The sequence below is a fragment of the Candidatus Methylacidiphilales bacterium genome (assembly GCA_030054035.1).
Classification (GTDB): Bacteria; Pseudomonadota; Gammaproteobacteria; order JASGCS01; family JASGCS01; genus JASGCS01.
In genome coordinates, this window is the sequence record JASGCS010000008.1 from 13,843 (window position 1) to 34,700 (window position 20,858).

The following is a 20,858-nucleotide window of genomic DNA, read 5'->3' on the forward strand; positions in this document are numbered from 1 at the left end:
TAAGACATTAAAAAATGCGACACATCATACCACTGTGTCGCATCTCTCACAAATTATTACTATGCAGCTAAACGCTTACTGCCCCTCTTTGAAAGGTATAGTTTTTCGCAACGCCGATAGGTTCTTTCTTTTGAATTTTTAATTTCATGGAAAGTTCAGCTTGTGAATTAACTTCTATTAATTGCCAACTCGTGCTTGCAAGATGTTCACGCGATGAGTCTAAATAAGTAGGACTTATCGATTGAAGGTATCTTTTTTCAATGCCGTAGGTTGACCATGCAGTAGATACTCCTGAACTATGTATCACAGCATCTACTTTAAACTGTAGCTGTTGATGAACATGCCCAAAAAATACCGACGCTTTATTAAAGGTTGTTAATAACGATTGTACGATATGCCCATCTGAGTTAAACGAACTATCATCAATGTTTTTTACATTAACGAGTGGAAGGTGTGAAATTAACACTACTTCCGTTTCTTTTGACACTTTAGACAAGTCGTTGTGCAACCATTCAAGTTGAGGTTTGGCAATGATAAACTTACCAGTCTGATCGCTTTTCATTATTGAATTAATCACAACAAAATGAACATTTTTGTGATCAAAACTATAATAATCATCGCCAAAATGATCTTTCCACATTGCTCCACTTGCATCATGCAGACAATCATGCTCGCCGATTGCAAAATAGATTGGTTTTTGTAATTGTGAAAGTATCTCTTTCACACGCGAGAACTCTTCTGGCTTCCCTGTGTGAGTAAGATCTCCTCCAACAATCACAAAATCTACTTGGTCAGACTTTTGATTGAGTTGCTTTACTGCTTCTACTAAACTGGTATCCCATTTTTTAATAAAAGTACCGTCTGGCTCAGAAGCAATATGGGTATCGGATATAAAAGCAAAATTAAATTTATACCCCCCTCTATTGTCTGAACTGGCCATGCCCATTAATGGCACACAACTCGCAGATGCAACTAAACCAGTTTGTTTAATAAAATTTCTTCTATTATTATTTTTCATAATTTCTCTTCCGATTAATAACGAGGTTTATAGTAGATTGGTTTTGTTTTAATATTTTTTGCAGGATCTTTAATGGAAACTTTACCTCTATCACCATAATAATCATAAGCATCCTTAAAGAATTTATGCGAACCAAATGGACTATTACCAAATACACCGCCTTCAAATAGTGTATCACCAAAAGAAACCACCACCGCACAAGCAGCATTTAATCCAGTATGAAAGGCTCCTTCACCCCAACCTCCTGTAAAGGAAATACAATCACCGGCTAAAAAGATACCATTATCACTACTGGTACCAGCTTTTAAGAAATCATAATATGCATCCTTAACCATGCCATCTTGTCCAGCTTGAGCCAATGTGAAAGCTCCATTAAAATAATCCGTGGACTGCCAATCAACCCACTTTAGATCATTATTAATATCGCCTGTAAATGGTGTTAGGTATTGTGAAAAACCTTCAATTGGAGTTCCCTTTGTAAATATATCAATATCTAAAACCAGTTGCTCAAACCTTGATCTAGGATACGCACTACCTTTGAGAATCGCATGATCTCTAAGCGCTTGACTTTTGACTGCATTATCTTCCCAAGTATAGGTTATAAGCACTACCCCACTTCCGCTCGCATCACCATAATCTAAAGTATAGAGTTGCTGTAAGAAAGTGTCAGTTTGAAAGCCTCTTATAAAATTAGGGTCATTTTTCCAGAAGTTATTCGTTCGTAAGAATAGCTTTGAGGATGAAATAACATGAATATTATTAACCGCTTCAAGGGTGTTTTGGCTAAAAGAGCCTTTATTAGTATTTTTATTCAGACCCATTAGTTGTGCAGACCTAGTCGTGGTTGCAATAATTACTTTTTGAAAATCAGAGTACACAACCGGCGATCCATCTTCTTTAATTGCTATTATTTGCGGTTTTCCATCTTGATAACCTAATTCAATGACTTTAATCCCATGTAAAATCTTACCGCCATTTGCTTTTAACCCTGCAGCTAAATTATCAGTTACTTGAGAGATGCCGCCTGGCACAAAGACTTGGTCTGTTTCTAATTGATTAGTTAATAATCTATAAATATAGCAGAATCCTATTCCATAGAGAGATCCAAACCCACCTGAACCAATTCCAAGCGCAGCAAATTTTTGAAAATCTTCTGCAGTCCAGACTACCCCACCTGGCACATCCCATTTGTGTTTAGGTCCAAAGATCTTGTACAGGCCACTATAAAATGAATCTTGCCCAAACTCGGTTAGATACTGTTGCCATGCTTCATAAATTATTGCGATATTAGCCTCTGGCTTTAACGCTAGAGTCGCGATTTCAGGTCCAGATAAAAACAATCCCACACCATTATGGGATATTCCTTGAGTCGCTAAAGTGATCCAGCCATTGTATACGGTTTCAAAACCAACTGGGGCTTTGCTTGAGTCACTCCAATTTTGTCCGACACCTTTGTAATTAATCCATGTAGGTACTTTACCTGGATCTGGAAAAGTTGTATCAACCTGAATTCCAAATTGATTAATATAATAGAACAAGGTTTCTTCTGAAGGAGGGAATCTCATTGCACCAAGTTCAGCGATATCGCTTGATGGAGAACCGTCTGAATTTATAAATGGAACAGATCTAAATCTCCCACCAATCCCAGATGCTTTATTTGCCTTAACTTGATCTTCTGGATACAGTGTATCTGGTGCTGTTAAAACGACTACATCGTATCCGATCTTAGACAATTCAAATGCTGCAGTTAGTCCAGATACTCCAGCCCCAATTACAGCAACTCTTCTTAGGCTAGATGGCGCAGTAGTATTACCAATCTTCCCATTAATACCACCATTAGCTAACAACCAATCTGAATAGATCACCCATGGAGTATCGGCGTACGATTGTAAAGTCGAATCTACCTTAGTTCCAATCACCCTGTTTGATCTAGGTCTAAAACCTACTTTATTTCCAGGTGGTAATTGTGCCCTCTTTTTGCTCAAGTTATTTGGTATAAAAGTACTCATAGCATCCTCCTAAGTTATTGAATTTACGGTACAGTTCGAATTGTACTTAAATATTTCTGAATTTGCAATGTGTCTATAGGCACATATAAATGATTGGCCTACCAAGTCATCCTAACAAATAGCAACTAAATTAAAATGTGTTGATAGTATCTAATTATGAAGGCAATGATTTTAGCAGCTGGGTATGGAAAGAGAATGGGCGAATTAACCATTAACACTCCTAAACCTCTATTGCAAATAAATAATAAACCTATAATCTCATACCTACTTCAGCAGTTACAAAAAGCAAATGTTTTGGAAGTAATTATAAACACCTCAAAATATCATGAACAATTTATTTCCTTATTAGGAAGTGGTTCTGAATTTGGGCTTACCATTCAATATTCTCATGAAGGAGATTATCCACTAGAAACAGCTGGAGGAATTCGCAAAGCGTTGCCTATGCTGGGATCAGATCCATTTCTAGTAATTAATGGAGATATCGCAACTGATTATTCTTTTGAAAAATTAGCAAAGTTACATATGGATGATGGGGTCAACGCACACCTTGTTTTAGTAGAGAATCCAATTCACCATAGCATTGGTGATTTTAGTTTAACTGAGGAAGGAAGAGTGGTTGCAAAAGGAAATCAAAGCTATACATTTTCAGGTATCTCACTAATAAAACCTGGCTTTATTAAGCAGTATGATTGTAGAACTTTGGGTGAATTATTTAAACATTCACTAGGAAAAATTAACGGAGAAGTATTTAGTGGTTTTTGGATAGATATTGGCACTCCAGAACGCTTAGCACTTGCTCGAAATCACTTTCAGCAGTGATATTACTTTGCCAGTCGTGTGGCAGCAAGTTGCTCTTCAGCAAAATAAGATGAGCGGACTAATGGGCCACTGGCTACTGCACTAAATCCAATTGACAATGCAATTTCTTTAAGTTCATCAAATTCTTTAGGTGGAACATAGCGCTGAACTGGGTAGTGATGCTTAGATGGTTGTAAGTATTGTCCTAGGGTGAGCATACTGCACCCATGTGCTCGCAGATCCCTAAAGGTTTGCACTAGCTCATCACGCTCTTCGCCGAGACCAAGCATAATGCCTGATTTTGTTGGTATGTTGGGAAATGTATTTTTGAACTTTAATAATAGTGAAAGTGACTCTTGATAAGAAGCGCCAGGTCGACATGCTTTATATAATGTTGGAACAGTTTCTAAGTTGTGATTAAAGACTTGGGGAGGGCATTGTTTTAGAATTTCAAGTGCAATATCTTGTCTACCTCTAAAATCTGGGACCAATACTTCAACCGAACAATTTGGGGAATTAGTTTTAATTGCTTCTATACATTGAGTAAAATGGGTTGCTCCACCATCTTTTAAGTCATCTCTATTCACTGAGGTAATAACAACATAAGAAAGTTTTAAATCCGCTATTGCTAGTGCTAGTGCTAAAGGTTCTTCTGCGTCAGGAGGCTGGGGCCTACCATGCGCGACATCACAGAATGGGCATCGTCTCGTGCATAAATCGCCAAGTATCATAAAAGTTGCTGTTTGTTTGGAAAAACATTCGGTTAGATTTGGACAGGCTGCCTCTTCACATACACTATGCAGATTATGTTTGCGTAAAATTGATTTTACTCGCTCAACAGTATCAGAAAACGGTAGTTTAATTCTAATCCATTCAGGTTTTCGCAAAGCTTCGGATTTCTGCACCACTACTACTGGGATACGGCTTAACTTTTCTTTACCCCGCTGATGAGAGTTAGGTGTGTTTCTAGAGGGTGCTTGTGAGTTCATGGTTCAAAATTGGTATTAAGGTAGTTGCAACTTCTTCTACTGTAGATTCTACCCCAAGTGACTGCATTGAGGTTACTTGTTGCAATGGGTTTCCACAGGGATGGATATGAGAAAATATTGATAAATCATTACAAATGTTTAATCCAATTCCATGGCTGGTGTAACCATGCGATATTCTTAACCCTAGTGAAGCGATTTTTTTATCCGCAACAAAAACTCCTGGCTTACCCTGTTTAGTATAAGCGTCAATGCCATAGTATTTAAGCGAAGAAATGATTGATTGCTCTAGATGCGAGACAAAAGATTTAATTGTTATTGATAGGCGCTTTAGATCTAATAAAAAATATATTACAAGCTGCCCAGGATTATGGCATGTTGCCTGGCCTCCTCTATCGGTTGTAATTACCTGTATCGGTGTGCCAGGCTTTACCTGATTTTCTTTTGTGCTAATTCCAAGTGTAATGACATGAGGGTGCTCCAGTATCCATATCTCATCTTTTGTATCCTCAGATCGTGCAGTATTAAACTGGCGCATCAAATCAAGCGCAGTGGGATAAGCAATCAATCCAAGTGGCTTAAATGTTATACCCACAACGATTTATTGCTAACGAACGAAAGGTCTGTAGTAACTTAGTAGTTATGCTGGTAGAGGTTGGGGCTGGGAAATTTTTTCCATCAATTGTTTGTACATAAGATATTTCTCTGAGCGATGAAGAGATAAAAATTTCGTCAGCATCTAGCAGCTCTTGGTAAGTAACCCCGTCGCTTTCCAAATATTCCAATGAGCAAATCTGTGCTAGTTCAAAAATAAACTCTCTAGTTATTCCAGAAAGAATTATGGGCGATTTTTTACTAGTGACGATTTTCCGATTAGCTATAAGAAAAAAATTTGATGAGCTGCATTCTTGAACAAACCCATTCCTAATAAATATCGCTTCATCGGCGCCATGCATAGAGGCATATTGTCTGTCCAATACATTGGCAAGTAAATTGAGAGACTTAATATCACACCGATCCCAACGCTTGTCTTGAGTAGAAACTAACGACACAGGTAGAGGAAGTGACTCTGTTGGTTTTTTCCAAGGATAACTCCAAATGATTAGATTGGGGTTGATTTTGTCTGGGAATTGGTGCTTTCGCTCTATGTCATATCCACGAGTCACTTGAATATATAAATATTGATTCTGGGTGGCGCCATTTTTTTTAACTATCTCTTGGCAGATACTGATTAGTTCTTGCTCAGTTACTGGTAGTGTTAGATTAATTTCACGAAGTGAAGATTGTAGTCTGTGCACATGCGCTTTGAACATAAACGGGTTACCTGAATAGCAAGGAATAACCTCATACACACCGTCCCCGAACAAAAACCCCCTATCTAAAATAGATACGGTCGCTTCATGTCGTAGCACAAAAGAGCCATTATTCCAACACCATTTATCCTGATACATTATTTATTTAAAATGTGAAAGCTAATTTTATCATGTCTGACATTCTTGAGAGAATATTGCCATTTTTAATTGACTCACTAACTGTCAGGGGGTATTGTTTAAGTTCCCTATCTGGCAATCGGAGACTGATTATTCCTTGTTGTGAATCTGTCTCAACTGGAGACCGTAAGTATTTTGGATATGATAATGAAACGGTTATATTTGAAGCTTTGCAACAATGTTCATCATTTTGCACAGTGTAATAAATGTCTTGATTAGGGCCTAGATTAACGCTTTTACGCTTTCCACCATAAATAGGAATAGTGCGCATAACTTCGCCTTTAGCAAACAATTGGTACGTATAAAAATTTCTCACCGCCTCATCAAGTAGTTCTGTTGCGTCGCGAAGAAATATATCATATGACTGGTCTCCAAACGCAACGAGCATAAATATAGATGTTTCATTTCTCGTAGTCGCAATCAGTAGCCTTTTATTTTCAATTGTTGCGCAAGACAACATTCCATCAACTCCATTGTTTTTCCAGAGCATGCCATTGGTATTAGAAAAACGCAACCCAGCGTATTTTACATTCTTCTTATTATAAAAATAGCGATTTAACGGAAAGTTCATATAGATATAGCGAGCAAGTATTGTGATATCATTTATTGTAGTGCTATTGCCATCAGTAGCACCTTCAATATCATTAAACTTTGTATTTACCATACCAAGTTGCTTTGCGCGTTGATTCATTCTGGTAATTAATTTAGATTTATCCTTATCAATTAATGTTGACAATGCTTGGGCTACATTATTTGCACAACTTAAAAAAAGCAATCCAAGCAAGTCTTGTGTGGTAAGTCTGGTTTTTTCTGGAATATACAATAATGGCTTATTGCCAAAATTGGTATCTTTTGAGGTAAGAATTGCATTATTCCAATCTAGTGAATTGCTCCTAATATCTTCAAGAGTGATAAGCGCGAGCATAAGTTTATTTATACCTATCGGATAGGGTTGCTGGGTTAGATTGCCTATGAGCAAACTGTCACCTTTTACCTCATATAATCCAAACATTTTTAAATCAAATTCAACTTCAGCTCTTGCAACATTTAGTATGAGGCAAAATCCCAACACACAATAAAATCCAAAATATTTCATGAAAGTAATTATTGGTCAATCATTCTAACTGCAAATGAGAATCCATCTTTTTTTAAAGAGTCAAGCAGTTGTACATGAGTTGCGTAATCCATAGGCCCAAGTCGCACTCTGTGTAATACCCCACCATTGACTTGTTTTTCTTGAATAATTACACTATACCCTTTATTTTCTGCTTGCATTGCAATTTTTTGTGCGTTGGAAAGTGCGGCAAAAGCTCCAAGTTGAATATAGATTGGGGTTGAAAGTCCTCGTAAGGCATCTTCAGGTTGTGCTACATTATTTTGAATACTACTGTTTGATCCTATCGCCTTGACTTCCACCTGTCCTGTGCCTTTCTGAACTATCCCAAGCATTGAAGCGGCCGCATATGACAAATCAATGATGCGATCTTCATGAAAAGGGCCTCTATCGTTGACTAGTACAGTAATTTTTTTACCATTCTCTAGATTAGTTACTTCAACAGTTGTGTTTAATGGCAATTGCTTGTGTGCGGCTGTTAGCTTGTGCATATCATATATGGTTCCACTTGAAGTTTTTCTACCATGAAATTCTTTGCCGTACCAAGATGCGACTCCTCGTTCAATAAAATTATCTATGGAAGCGAGCACGAAGTATCGTTTACCTAAAACTACATAGGAGCGCGAGTACACACGAGAAGATTCAGAAGGTATGGTAGCACTTGGTGGTTGTAAGTTTTTCGCGCAAGAAATCAAAAATAACGACACCGCGAAATATGAAAATAAATTAACGCTCTTCATATGTTAAAACTTTAATTTCTTCCTTGATTTTATTTGAGAGTTCATGTGCAACCATTGCATAAAAAGTAGCCCCATTATACTTAAGAATGGTTAGAAAATTTTGAAACCCCACATAGTACTGCTTCTCACCTGCTTCATTAAGGATATAAAAAATTCCGACTGTTCTGTCAGTTTGCAGTTGTTCCTCATACTCTTGTAATGTTACTCCGGCTTTTAATAAATCTGAAGTTTTTACTTTAACCACATCTCTTTCTTTGGCAAGAGCAAATTGCTCCAAATCATCATAGTCAGTTACTCTAGTCAGGATTGGCGCACCAAGTTTCCAACCGCTTAGTTTAAAGTAGTACCCAACACTCCCCACTACATCTGGAATAGATTGCCACAAATCTCGCTTGCCATCACAATCATAATCTATTGCGATTCTTAAGTAGCTACTTGAAATAAATTGAGGTAGGCCCATTGCTCCAGCATAAGAACCATGAAGAGAAAGCAACTCAAGCTGTTCTGTTTCGGTAAGTGTGAATAAAGCCCGTAATTCATTTTTAAAAAAATCCTGCCTACTCACTCCCATAAAAGCTAAATTAGCTAAGGTAATAAACACTGGGTATTTTCCAGTGTTTCTACCCATGTAAGTTTCTATAGCGATTATTGCACAAATCATTGAAGCATCTACTTGATAAAATAATTCAATTTCTGCTAGAGTTGTTTGATAATCTAAGCAGAATTGACTTGCAATAGTGATTCGCTCATTGGTTAAAAATTTACTTCGATAATTTTCCCACCGCAATACTGTCTCTACTGGTTTGAGAACTTGAGGAAATAGGCTCTGGTTAATGCGAACATATGAAAACAATCGGTGCAGTCGCTTAGAGTCTCTGTTTAGTTGTAATCTTTCTTGTGAAATAAATTCATCTATTGATTTTCGTTTTTGAGGATAGAGAAAATCCCCATAGGTATCTGCATGAACAAACTGGCTCAGACCAATACATAGAACTATCCATAAGAATTTAATTCTCATTAGTATGTAGCCACCCTCCCTCTTCTATACCCTGCAACAATCCCCATGGCGATGCCAATTATGGACGCAGTTGAAATGAGCGAGCTTCCCCCGTAACTCATCCAGGGTAATGGCATGCCTACTACAGGCAAAATACCAATAACCATGCCGATATTGAAAAAACAACTTAACAGCAATACCACTGCTACTCCTCCCACGAATACTCGTTCTGAATTGTTTTCAATGGTATTAGTGGCAATAATAAGTCTGACAATTAATTGAATGTATACTGTAATTAGCACTAAAGCTCCAACTAAACCAAAATCTTCACAGAAAGTAGCAAAAATAAAATCGGTATGAAATTCAGGGATGTAGTTTAACTGTGTTTGTGTGCCGTTACCCAACCCTAAACCTAGTATACCACCAGAACCAATTGCAATTTTTGATTGCAGAATATGATACCCTGAACCCAAGGGGTCACTATCAATATTTAAAAATACTTTAATGCGTTGTTTTTGATATTCGCTTAAATAAAATATCCAAAGCAAAGGAAATGTCACCACACTCGTTAACAAACCTCCTATGAGATAGCGATGCTTAATTCCAGAAAGAAACATACAACCTACAGTGACTAAAACAATAAAAATGGCGGTGCCAAAATCTGGTTGCAACGCAATTAATATCACAGGAGTTAAGATCAGAAAACTAAGTCTGATTATATCTAAACCAGTTACTCGGAGCGGTCGACTAGCAAAATAATATGAAAATATCAGAGGGATCATGGCTTTTAAAAATTCTGATGGTTGTCCTGACAAATTACCAATTTGTATCCAACGAGTAGCGCCTTTCCCAACTAAACCAAAAAACTCCACATACACTAACGAACTCACTACTATGATATAGGAAATTGGCACCAAACTTAAGATCATATGGAAAGGGATAATTGAAAAGAGGAACACCAGGATAATCGCAATACTTAGTTGAAATATTTTTGTTACCACCATAAAATAATTATTTTCAATATTTGGTATTACAATAATCAAACTAAAACTAGCTAGAAGAACTACGCATAAAATAATCATAGGATCAATCCTACTATTAAAGTAACTCAGCAATTGTTTAGGTATCATGGTTAACTTCCATTAGGGTACAATTCTAAATAATATTGTAAGTAATTTATTACGAGTTGACCTGCCGCCCCAGAACCTTTACCTGCATTTTCTACAAGACATGCTATGGCGATAGTAGGATTATCTATAGGAGCAAAAGCAATAAACAATGAATGGTCCACATATTTTTTTTCGGCCCGAGCAGCGCCTTGCCTTTTTTCAATTTGCACAACTTGTGCGGTACCGGATTTAGATGCAATCGGTATAGACAATATTCCGATTAGATCTTTTGCAGTTCCTTGTTTAGATATAACTTCAACCATGCCCTCAATTACTGGTTGAAAAAGTTGTTTCTCTGAGGTTGAAGCTGTCCTGACCACTTGGGTAGGTTGTGTCGCTAGCACATTACCTCGGTATCCCTTTCTTATGATAAGGCGAGGTTTCACCCAAGTTCCCCGATTGGCTACAATGGCAGTCGCATTAGCTAGTTGAAGCATAGTAACCTGTAAATACCCTTGACCAATCCCAACATTGATAGTATCACCTGGCAACCAAGGCTCACGCAATTGTTGTCTCTTCCAAGCGTCATTAGGTAACACACCAGTTCGTTCATTTTCTAATTCAGATAACACCTGCTCTCCGAATTTAAACCAACTTAAACTTTGATTTATCCCAGCAATCTTGGCACGATAGGCGAGTTCATAAAAGTAAATATCGCATGATTGGGATATCGCTCTACGCATTGAAATAGGCCCATGTCCTGAACGCAACCAATCCCTAAAGGGTTTATACCATTTATATTTAAAATTCGGTACAAAATACTGTCCAGTGCAATCAATAATTTCATTTTCATCAATTAACCCCTGTTGTAACGCTCCAAATGCTAACATGGGCTTTATGGTTGACGCTGGGGAATACAAACCACTAGTTGCGCGATTAAATAGTGCATTTGATTCTAAATATGATTTATAAATTGCTGGATCTAGTCTAGATATAAAATGTGAGTTGTTAAAGGATGGGGAAGACACTAAACTTAGTATATCGCCATTTCTAGGATCTATAGCAACAAGCGCTCCAGCTCTTTTATTAAATTGTAGGTAAGCAAATTCTTGCAATGTTGAATCCAAACTTAGCTGAAGATCAAAACCTCGTTTAGGGTACACAATATTCACAGACGATTGATAGTTTCCATACGAGGTGGCAATATATTCACCAAAACCTACTTTACCGCGTAATAATTCTTCTTGGGATTTTTCTATTCCTTGCTTGCCAATGTAATCTAACCCAAAAAATTTACTTTTTGTTTCTTCGGTAACATCGTTTCTGCTAATTCTACCCACATACCCAATTACCGATGAAACTGAATCGTTGCCTTGGTATCGTCTTTGCCATGCGCTAATAATTTTGGCTCCAGTATATTTATTCAGACTGGTAGAAAATTGCATTAGTTCTTGTGTGTTTACATCAGCTTTAAGAATAATTGGATATGATATCTTGGAGTTTCTAATAAAATAATTTTCGTAAAATTTTTCAACTTCCTGTTGGCTTATATCAAAATCTAAGGCAAGTGCACTAATTAATTGGGCCAAATTTCCACGATAATTTGAATCAACCACTAAATTAAACACCTGTTGATTAAAAGCCAGTATGGTATTATTTCTATCATAAATCGTCCCACGAATTGGTGGGAGAGATTCAATAATAATTCTATTTTTTTTTGATTTTCCAGCATATTCGCTATGTAAAAAAATTTGTAGCTGAATTAACCTCACTACTAATATTGCAAAAGCAATGGCTACTATAACCAACATCACTTTTCCTCTACGAGAGGAATGAAATAGTTCGGCTTTTTGAAGAGAAATGGGATTTCGTAATAGTGACATTTGGTGATTTTATTTTACGAAATTTTAAAAAAACAGGTAATTATCAATAATTGTAATATGCTATAATACTGTTTAAATGGGGCGAGAGAAGTAAGACAACTATGAAATCGGATTTAGATCCGCTACCTCGTTCCTCGTACCAACAAAAATCAGAAGATTCCTTTCTACAAGCTGGTGATAGCAGTTGGTTAGAGTCAAAATACGAAGACTTTTTATCCGGAGAAACTTCTTCAAATGATTGGAATGATTTCTTCGCAACTGAATCTCATCAAGAAAAAATAAAAAAACCACCTGAGCTTTATAGTTCTTATTTACACGAACTATATATTGCTAAATCAAAAAAATGGTTCCAGCAAAATAGACCCACAGCAACTCCAGCCTCTTCTACCAATTCTAACCTTGTAGCCAAAGCAACTCAATGGATAGATGCGTACCGAAGGTACGGCTACCAAAACGCAACGATAAGCCCATTAGCCTCCTCACATCCATATCCAAGCAATACTCAGCTTTCTCCTAACCATTGGGGACTACAAGCATCAATGCAGATTCCTTCCTTTGGGGTAGTACCTAAAGAAACTGCTACTGTTGCTGAGATAGCCAAACAACTTGAGAAGACATACCATGGCTCTATTGGAATTGAAATAGATCATGTGCGAAACCAAGAAGAGCAGCGCTGGATGACCGAGCATTTTGAAAAGCCGGTAACACTTACTGTCTCTGAGCAACTCCAAATTTTTAACAAGCTTTTATACACTGAGTTACTTGAACGACACATCCATAATAATTTTGTTGGACAAAAGAGATTTTCTTTAGAAGGTACAGATTCACTCATCCCTCTTCTTGATTACCTCATACGACAAGGCAATCAAAAAGGCATTGAAGACATTCTCATTGGTATGGCTCACCGAGGTAGATTAAATGTGCTAATCAACATCATGGGAAAAACTCCTGCACAACTATTTAATGAATTTGCTGGTAAATTTGAGTCAGTAGGTGTTAATGGTGATGTTAAATATCATTTAGGGTTTTCTTCAGCATTTAAGTCAGAATCGTCTGTCACTCATTTAGCACTAGCTTTTAACCCATCCCATCTGGAAATCATCACCCCAGTAGTGCTTGGCTCAACCAGAGCCAGACAGGACAGACTTTCGTCATCAGATCAATGGAAAATACTTCCAATTACAGTACATGGTGACGCGGCATTTAGTGGTCAGGGTGTGGTCATGGAGTCATTAAATATGTCTCAGACGAGAGGGTTTGGCACAAAAGGAACAATTCACATAATAGTCAATAACCAAATTGGATTCACAATTGACCATCCTGAGGATGCTCGCTCCACACCTTACTCTTCAGATCCAGCGAGATTTATTGACGCGCCTATTATCCATGTCAACGCTGATGATCCGAACCGGGTAATCCAAGCAGGGGCAATGGCGCTTGCCTATCGTAACACGTTTCATAAAGACATCGTAATTGATTTAGTTGGTTACCGCAGGTATGGACATAATGAAGCGGACGATCCTACGGTCACACAACCAATTAAATATGGTGAGATCAAAAACAAACCTACGGTAGTTTCAATTTATCGGCAGTTTTTGCTTGAGCAGAATTTGTTTGATGAAGCAAAACTAGATTCAATCACACAGCATTGTAAATCAAAAATTGAATCTGGTGAGTGTACCGTTGATGAAATCGAATATGTAGCATTAAATAATAAAAGATTTACCACTTGGAAACCATACACTGGTGCCAGCGATACTCTATTATTTGAACAATTCACTAACCACATTCCGGTAAAAGAACTAAGCGCATTAGGCACACAGCTAGCTACTTTTCCTGAAGCGTTTACTCCCCATCCACAGATAAAAAAACTATTTGCAAGTAGATTAGCAATGGCAAAAGGAGATCAGTTGGTTGACTGGGGGTTTGCAGAAAATCTTTCCTACGCAACCCTTCTCAAAAAAGGGTACGGAATGCGACTTACTGGACAAGATGTTAAGCGAGGTACTTTTTTTCACCGCCATTCAATAATCATTGACTACAAAACTGGTGCTGAATATAATTGTTTAGAGCAATTTGTACAAAATAACAAAAAATTAAGTATCTATGACTCTCTCCTTTCTGAGGAAGCGGTATTAGCATTTGAATATGGCTACTCTACTGCAGAGCCTGAAACTTTACTGATTTGGGAAGCACAATTTGGCGATTTTGCTAATGGGGCCCAGGTTGTGTTTGATCAATTTATAAGTTCTGGTGAAGCAAAGTGGGCAAGACTTAGTGGTTTAGTTATGTTTCTTCCTCATGGATATGAAGGCCAGGGACCAGAGCACTCTTCTGCTCGGCTAGAAAGATACATACAGCTCTGTGCGCAGAACAATATTCAGGTAGCAGTGCCAACAACCCCTGCCCAAATTTATCATCTTTTACAAAGACAAATGTTACGCACGCTTAGAAAACCACTCATAGTCTTAACTCCAAAATCATTGCTTAGGCACCCTAAAGCAACTAACACTTTAGACGAACTTGCCAATGGACATTTTCAGACTATTATTGACGACACTACCGCCGCGAAAAAAAAGGTCACCAAGTTAATTTTCTGTTCCGGTAAAATCTACTACCAACTTATAGAAAAAAGAAAAGAATTAGAGGCAAACCATGTTGCGATCATTAGAATTGAACAGCTTTACCCTTTTCCTAAAAAAGAGTATGTCTCAATAATAAAATCCTACCCGTCTTGTAATAGCGCAATATGGTGCCAAGAAGAACCTAAAAATCAAGGCGCTTGGTATAATATTAGACACAGACTTACCGCTCCATTTGAACCTATGAACATAACTATGGAGTATACTGGCAGACCAATTTCCGCATCTCCCGCAGTAGGATTAGGAAGTCTTCACCAAAAAGAACAAGAAACCTTAGTGTTAGAAGCATTTCAAGGGCACGAAGAAACCGACGAGGAATAAACTATGATTAAAATAAATACCCCTTCACTTCCAGAATCTGTAGCAGACGCTACCATTGGAGTTTGGCATTGTAAGGAAGGTGACTTGGTACAGACTGGACAAAATCTTGCAGATCTTGAAACAGATAAAGTTGCCATGGAACTTCCCGCACCTAAGGCAGGTAAAATTGTAAAAATCCTCGTTGCACAAGGCGCAACGGTAAAATCAGGTGACCCACTTCTCGAACTAGATGATTCAGTCGCAGTCGCACCAATAGCTCCATCACCATCCCCTAAAGCAGCCTCTGTCACACCACCGCCAAGCGCGCCTCCTTTAATAAATAATACAACAGAAAAGTCTAATCAGCCAGTAAAATTAAATCCTTCAGCTAAAAAACTTATGGAACAAGAGGGAGTTTCTCGCCAAGAAATCGCTAAGGAAGCTTCGGGAAGAGTAACTAAAGAAATGGTTTCTTCAATTATTTCAATGCGCGGCGATGTGAAGCGAGAAGAAACTCGAGCTCCACTCTCTCGCATCCGTCTACGCATAGCCGAACGGCTTTTACAAGCACAGCAAGGCGCGGCAATCTTAACTACTTTTAATGAGGTGAACTTAAAACAAGTTAGCGAGTTAAGAAAGAAAGCACAAGATAAATTTGAAAAAGCTCATGGAGTTAAACTTGGTTTTATGTCATTTTTTGTCAGAGCCTCATGTATTGCTTTATCCGATTTTCCACAGGTTAACGCCAGCATTGATGGCACAGACATGGTAATACGAAACTATATGGATATTAGCATTGCGGTTTCTTCACCAAGAGGATTGGTAGTACCAGTGCTTAAAAACGCTCAGGCACTAAGCCTTGCGGAAATTGAAATGGCTATTGCTTCATTTGCGGCACGGGCAAAAGACGGAAGTCTCACTATTGAAGATATGACGGGGGGAACTTTTAGCATAACCAATGGTGGTGTTTTTGGATCACTTCTTTCAACACCGATTATCAACCCTCCACAATCTGCTATCCTTGGTATGCATAAGATAATGGATAGGCCAATAGTAGAGGACAATACTATTGTAATTAGGCCGATGATGAATCTTGCCCTTTCCTATGATCATAGAATTATTGATGGCAAAGAAGCGGTTTCATTTTTAGTTCGTATCAAAGACTTACTTGAAAACCCAGCTCTCTTACTAATGGGGCTATAATGAATTCCCAAAAAAAAATTGCGGTAATTGGTGCAGGACCTGGCGGTTATATTTGTGCGATCAGAGCAGCTCAACTGGGAATGCAAGTAACTTGCATTGATCAGTGGGTCAATGCTAGCAATCAACCATCCCCAGGCGGCACCTGCCTTAATGTTGGATGTATTCCCAGCAAAGTACTGTTAGAATCAACTCATCTTTACCATGAGGCAGAGCATAGCGCAGCTATCCATGGAATTTCATTAGCAAAATTATCTATGGATGTAGCCAAAATGCAGGATCGCAAAGAAAAAATTGTAACAAACCTTGCTAAAGGAGTACAGTCATTATTAAAGGCAAACAACATCAATTTTATTTCTGGCACTGCGTCATTAGGAGCAAACAAAACCGTCTTCGTTAATGATTCCAGTATAGGAAGTTTTGACGCAGTAGTTTTGGCCTCTGGCTCACTTCCGATTGAACTTCCCTTTGCAAAGTTTAATCACACCACGATTCTTGATTCAGCCGACGCCCTTGCTTTAAAAGAAGTGCCAGCTACATTAGGGATTATTGGCGCAGGCGTAATTGGTTTAGAGCTTGGTAGCGTTTGGGCTAGATTAGGAAGTAAGGTAACTATTTTAGAAGCACTTCCAGATTTTCTCCCCTCTGTCGATACCGCCATCGCGCAACAAGCATTCAAATCTCTTTCCAATCAAGGCATGACAATAACATTAAATACAAAAGTTACCGCGGTACAAGAGAAAAACAAAAAGGTACAAGTAACTCTTGCTAATCAAGAACAGCCGATCATGTTTGACGCTCTTATTGTTGCGGTCGGTCGTAAGCCTAATTGTAAGCAAGTCCTGCGACCAGAAAGTGGAATCACTCTAAACAAGAATGATAGCATCCCAGTGGATCAATACTGCAGGACATCTGTTTCAGACATTTATGCTGTCGGGGATCTAGTACGAGGACCGATGTTAGCACATAAAGCATCGCATGAAGGGGTTATGGTAGCAGAGCTTATTGCTGGAGAACATGCTGAAAGCGATCTAAATTTAGTTCCTTCAATCATTTACACTAATCCAGAAATCGCCTGGGTTGGCAAAACCGAAAAGCAACTCCAGCAAGATCAAATCCCCTATACCATCGGTAGCTTTCCATTTGCCGCCCTTGGTCGTGCTATTGCGCAAAACTCAACCACTGGTATGGTAAAAATCCTTTCCCATAAAGAAACTGGCACTTTGTTAGGAGTGCATATTTTTGGACCTTCCGCCTCAGAGTTAATTGCAACCGCCACTACTGCTTTAGCATTTGAAGCCACCGCTGAAGACATTGCTCTTACCATCGCAGGACATCCAACACTGAGTGAAGCATTCCATGAGGCTGCTCTTGATGCCACCACTGGGGCGTTAAACCTATTTAGAAAAAAAACTTAGCCCTCTTTTACAGCAATAATAAATCCTATCTGATAACGGGCATTCACCTCACCTACTTCTTGTGAAAGCACTTGCCGAAGTTTACTGGCTCGCATAGCTAAGTTACTTTCTCCCAAATAAGTATTTGTGCCTGTAGTTCTAAAATGTTCAAAAAATAATTTCATTGATTCAAATCGTTGTTCAAACCAAAAACAAGCATAATCCACAGATCTAGCATCAAATCCAATACCAATTCTTGCATCAAGCATATTAGGAAATTGATTTATAGGCATATACCCATAGCGTTCTTGTAACGTTGCTGATATTTCTTTCAAGCTATCTTGCAGTGGCAAAGCATACGCCAATACTCCGCCTGGTGCTAATGCATTAAAGAGTTTGGCCACAGTTTGTTCAAGTGAATCTACCCAATGTAAACACATTGAAGAAAAAATTAAATCAAATTGATTTGGAGGCAACTCTTCCTTTGCGATATCTGCAACACGGAATTGTAATTCTGGATACTGCTGCATAGCCCTTAGCCCTTGCCCCTCGGATATATCCACACCTTCAACTAAACTATACCGATCTAACAACCATCTTGTACTTGTGCTACCAACACAGCCCACTTCTAGCGCTCTAACCCGATGGTAGTTTGCGTCGCTCATAGTTTGTTCAAGTAATAGGAGTAGTTTTTTTTCCACCTGTTCTTGTATAAAACGATGCTGTAAATACCGTTGTGATTTTGAGAAAGAATTTGCTACTCCTTTCATAAACAAGTTTGTACACAATCAAGAAACGCTTTCACTTGAAATATATCTGTATGATTTGTAATAGATAAACGAAAGCATTGCTCTCCATTTTTAACTGTGGGTGGTCGTATTACAGGTACTACAAGTTCTTTCTTAGCTAACCGTTTTAAAAGCTCACTTGGCTGGGAAAGGTGTTTGATGCGAATTATTTGAATTGGACTTTGCTCATTGCCCTCAAGTGGTATATTACAACGCATCGCATAACTTCTAATTTCAGCAATGTGCTTCATGAGCTGTTCTCTTCTCCAAGTTTCCTGTTTGATTTTCCGAATTGACACGGTAGCTGCATGAGCAAGTGCTGGTGAAAGTGCAGTTGAGTATCTCAATGAGCTAGCGCTTTGTACGATAGCCTCTATCATCCAAGTATCTCCAGCAATTACTGCCCCAGAAAGCCCTACCGATTTGCCTAAAGTAATAATGCGTAAATGTCCAGTGCCTTGTTGCACTGGAAGAACTCCAAACGAATGAGCCTCATCAACAATCAAACATTTTTTTGTAGCTAGGACTAGTTTAGAAAAATCATCTAACAACCCAACTGATCCACTCATACTATATAGCCCTTCTACACAAACTACATTTCCAGTTTTCGTACGACATTGATCCACATTATTGTGCTCAAATCTACGAAATGAAACTTTGTTCATGACCAGACCATCAAACAAAGAGCGATGACATTCCTCATCACACAGTACTCGCGCATCAAGGTAGCGCATTAAACTACCCACCGCTACATTCGCTTGATATCCACTAACAAAAACTAAAGCTTTTTCAACGCCAAGCGTTGCACACACCTCATGAGCAAGACACTCATGCGCTTCACAATACCCCCCTAAAAAAGGTGAGGCCCCACTCCCAGAGCCATAGCGTAACGCCCCTTCGCTTAATGCCTCTCTTACTTCGGCATCTTTGCGTAATCCGAGGTAATCATTACTAGAACAAAGCGACTTGTGAGAACTAATCTCACGCCATAACTCATTGGCACTTAAATAATCTTGTAGCTCATTCGCTTTTTGTCTAAGCGAATCCATGAGCAATTATGATACTAAAACTAAAAGCGTGCGTTAAAACCAAGCTCAACACTATCAACATGTTTGTAGTTAAAGCCAAGGAATGCTCCTAAATCTACATAACGATTTAATTCCATTCTAAAGCTACCATGCTCACCTATATCCGCATCTAAACCAAGGCCTACTAATTTACCTTTTTTCTTATCTGTACCTGATATAGTGTAGTTGTCTGAGTCTATTAAAGTATATTGGCCATAATGATATCGATTGTTTCCATTATATTCTCTATATGTTTTCTCACTTACATCAATAGAATATTTAACTTTAGCTCCATACTTGCCAACCGAGGCATATAATCGAACGCCATCTTTAGTTTTATACCCAAGCATAAAGCGAAGGTAGCCTACCTTTGCGCTAGTGACAGCTCTATACTCATCACGATACAAGTTGTCATTAGCTTCAGACTCATAGGTTAATCCTAATCCTGTCTTAAACTTACCTAATTTAGTGCCTCCAACTTCAAAACCAAAACCGCTATCATCAAACCAGCTACCTAAATAAAATTTAAAATTTGTTTTCTCAGCTGCAGTATTTGAAATTCCATCGCTCTGTTTCTCAGCACTCAAAAATGGCTTAGAAACTGAAAATCCAAAAAAGCCATCATTAACTTTCTTCTGCTCCTCAGCCACAACAACTACAGTAGATATAGTAGGCACAGGTTCTAATTTGGACGACTGTGCTGGTGCTGGAACTTCAACTTTCTCTTTTATCGCAGGTGGTAAAGGAGCTGGAGGTGGTGGAGGTGGAATAATAGCAGGCGCCTTTTTTGGCACAGGCAATGTCACTGTATTGTTATCACCTTCAATAAATATATTATAAACATCGCCACCGACATGATGAGTGACAGTAGACTTTTGATTGTCTGTTTCTCTAGTAATTGAAACTGACTTAGATGGTCTTCTAAATTCAGGAGGTGGAACTTCAGAAGCAGGAACTGTAGGCACGGCAACTTGTTCAATCGCTTCAGGAGCATTTTGAACGACTGGGGATGTAGCTGTAGCTGGGATTTGGGCTTGGGTTGGGGCTTGGGTTGGTGTCGTAGTCTCACTAACTGGTGTTGCGACATCAGGTGCATTTTTAACTTCAGGAGATTGGACTGGAGGCACGGCAACCTGATTTGAAACTTCTTCTGCTACTACTATTCCAGTCGTAATAACACAACCAAGAATTAAGACTGCAATTTTATTAATCATACTACTTTCCTCTTTTAATCGTTCTTTCTCCGAGACCGATATTGATTATACCATTAAAATCGTGCATTAAAACCAAGCTCAATACTATGAACATGTTTATAGTCAA

At 38.4% G+C, this 20,858-nt stretch carries 17 protein-coding genes; 4 read left to right on the forward strand and 13 right to left on the reverse strand.

Going from position 1 to position 20,858, the window contains the following annotated elements:
* Window positions 1-67 precede the first annotated feature (67 nt).
* Complete coding sequence (locus QM538_06010) at window positions 68-1,018, reverse strand: metallophosphoesterase (protein MDI9348042.1); 951 nt, start codon at window positions 1,016-1,018, stop codon at window positions 68-70.
* 14 nt (window positions 1,019-1,032) lie between these two features.
* The gene (locus tag QM538_06015; protein ID MDI9348043.1) at window positions 1,033-3,003 is read right to left on the reverse strand and encodes an NAD(P)/FAD-dependent oxidoreductase; all 1,971 of its coding nucleotides are present in this window, start codon (window positions 3,001-3,003) and stop codon (window positions 1,033-1,035) included.
* 180 nt (window positions 3,004-3,183) lie between these two features.
* Between QM538_06015 and QM538_06020 the strand changes: the two genes are divergently transcribed.
* On the forward strand, window positions 3,184-3,846 hold the full coding sequence (locus QM538_06020; protein MDI9348044.1) for a nucleotidyltransferase family protein: 663 nt from the start codon (window positions 3,184-3,186) through the stop codon (window positions 3,844-3,846).
* A gap of 2 nt (window positions 3,847-3,848) precedes the next feature.
* On the opposite strand, the gene lipA is transcribed toward QM538_06020, so the two are convergent.
* From lipA to mrdA, 8 genes are read right to left on the reverse strand one after another with little or no spacing between them, the layout of a single operon-like run.
* Window positions 3,849-4,814, reverse strand: coding sequence for a lipoyl synthase (gene lipA, locus QM538_06025; GenBank protein ID MDI9348045.1), 966 nt, complete (start codon window positions 4,812-4,814; stop codon window positions 3,849-3,851).
* Window positions 4,792-5,406 carry a lipoyl(octanoyl) transferase LipB gene (lipB, locus tag QM538_06030; GenBank protein MDI9348046.1) on the reverse strand — a complete coding sequence of 205 codons (615 nt, stop codon included), beginning with the start codon at window positions 5,404-5,406 and terminating at the stop codon, window positions 4,792-4,794. The genes lipA and lipB overlap by 23 nt, the downstream gene beginning before the upstream one ends.
* Window positions 5,390-6,262: an aminotransferase class IV gene (locus QM538_06035; protein MDI9348047.1), complete on the reverse strand. Its 873-nt coding sequence runs from the start codon at window positions 6,260-6,262 to the stop codon at window positions 5,390-5,392. The genes lipB and QM538_06035 overlap by 17 nt, the downstream gene beginning before the upstream one ends.
* 7 nt (window positions 6,263-6,269) lie before the next feature.
* Complete coding sequence (locus QM538_06040; protein MDI9348048.1) at window positions 6,270-7,397, reverse strand: hypothetical protein; 1,128 nt, start codon at window positions 7,395-7,397, stop codon at window positions 6,270-6,272.
* An 8-nt stretch (window positions 7,398-7,405) separates the two neighbouring features.
* Window positions 7,406-8,155: a septal ring lytic transglycosylase RlpA family protein gene (locus QM538_06045; GenBank protein MDI9348049.1), complete on the reverse strand. Its 750-nt coding sequence runs from the start codon at window positions 8,153-8,155 to the stop codon at window positions 7,406-7,408.
* The gene (locus QM538_06050; GenBank protein MDI9348050.1) at window positions 8,142-9,173 is read right to left on the reverse strand and encodes a lytic murein transglycosylase; all 1,032 of its coding nucleotides are present in this window, start codon (window positions 9,171-9,173) and stop codon (window positions 8,142-8,144) included. Before QM538_06050 ends, QM538_06045 begins: the two co-directional genes overlap by 14 nt.
* Window positions 9,173-10,234: a rod shape-determining protein RodA gene (gene rodA / locus QM538_06055; GenBank protein MDI9348051.1), complete on the reverse strand. Its 1,062-nt coding sequence runs from the start codon at window positions 10,232-10,234 to the stop codon at window positions 9,173-9,175. Before rodA ends, QM538_06050 begins: the two co-directional genes overlap by 1 nt.
* A 50-nt stretch (window positions 10,235-10,284) precedes the next feature.
* Entirely contained in the window at window positions 10,285-12,144 is a 1,860-nt protein-coding gene (mrdA, locus tag QM538_06060) for a penicillin-binding protein 2 (protein MDI9348052.1), read from the reverse strand.
* Window positions 12,145-12,245: 101 nt separating this feature from the next.
* On the opposite strand from mrdA, the gene QM538_06065 reads away from it, so the two are divergent.
* From QM538_06065 to lpdA, 3 genes are read left to right on the forward strand one after another with little or no spacing between them, the layout of a single operon-like run.
* On the forward strand, window positions 12,246-15,107 hold the full coding sequence (locus tag QM538_06065; GenBank protein MDI9348053.1) for a 2-oxoglutarate dehydrogenase E1 component: 2,862 nt from the start codon (window positions 12,246-12,248) through the stop codon (window positions 15,105-15,107).
* A gap of 3 nt (window positions 15,108-15,110) precedes the next feature.
* Window positions 15,111-16,289 (forward strand): 2-oxoglutarate dehydrogenase complex dihydrolipoyllysine-residue succinyltransferase, encoded by a 1,179-nt coding sequence (gene odhB / locus QM538_06070; protein ID MDI9348054.1) that lies wholly within the window; start codon window positions 15,111-15,113, stop codon window positions 16,287-16,289.
* Window positions 16,289-17,704: a dihydrolipoyl dehydrogenase gene (gene lpdA, locus QM538_06075; protein MDI9348055.1), complete on the forward strand. Its 1,416-nt coding sequence runs from the start codon at window positions 16,289-16,291 to the stop codon at window positions 17,702-17,704. Before odhB ends, lpdA begins: the two co-directional genes overlap by 1 nt.
* On the opposite strand, the gene QM538_06080 is transcribed toward lpdA, so the two are convergent.
* Genes QM538_06080 through QM538_06090 form a run of 3 tightly spaced genes read right to left on the reverse strand, consistent with a single transcriptional unit; the run spans window position 17,701 to window position 20,752 of the window.
* On the reverse strand, window positions 17,701-18,453 hold the full coding sequence (locus QM538_06080) for a methyltransferase domain-containing protein (GenBank protein ID MDI9348056.1): 753 nt from the start codon (window positions 18,451-18,453) through the stop codon (window positions 17,701-17,703). The genes lpdA and QM538_06080 overlap by 4 nt on opposite strands.
* Entirely contained in the window at window positions 18,450-19,520 is a 1,071-nt protein-coding gene (locus tag QM538_06085; GenBank protein ID MDI9348057.1) for an aminotransferase class I/II-fold pyridoxal phosphate-dependent enzyme, read from the reverse strand. Before QM538_06085 ends, QM538_06080 begins: the two co-directional genes overlap by 4 nt.
* 20 nt (window positions 19,521-19,540) lie before the next feature.
* Window positions 19,541-20,752, reverse strand: coding sequence for a hypothetical protein (locus QM538_06090; protein MDI9348058.1), 1,212 nt, complete (start codon window positions 20,750-20,752; stop codon window positions 19,541-19,543).
* Window positions 20,753-20,858 lie beyond the last annotated feature (106 nt).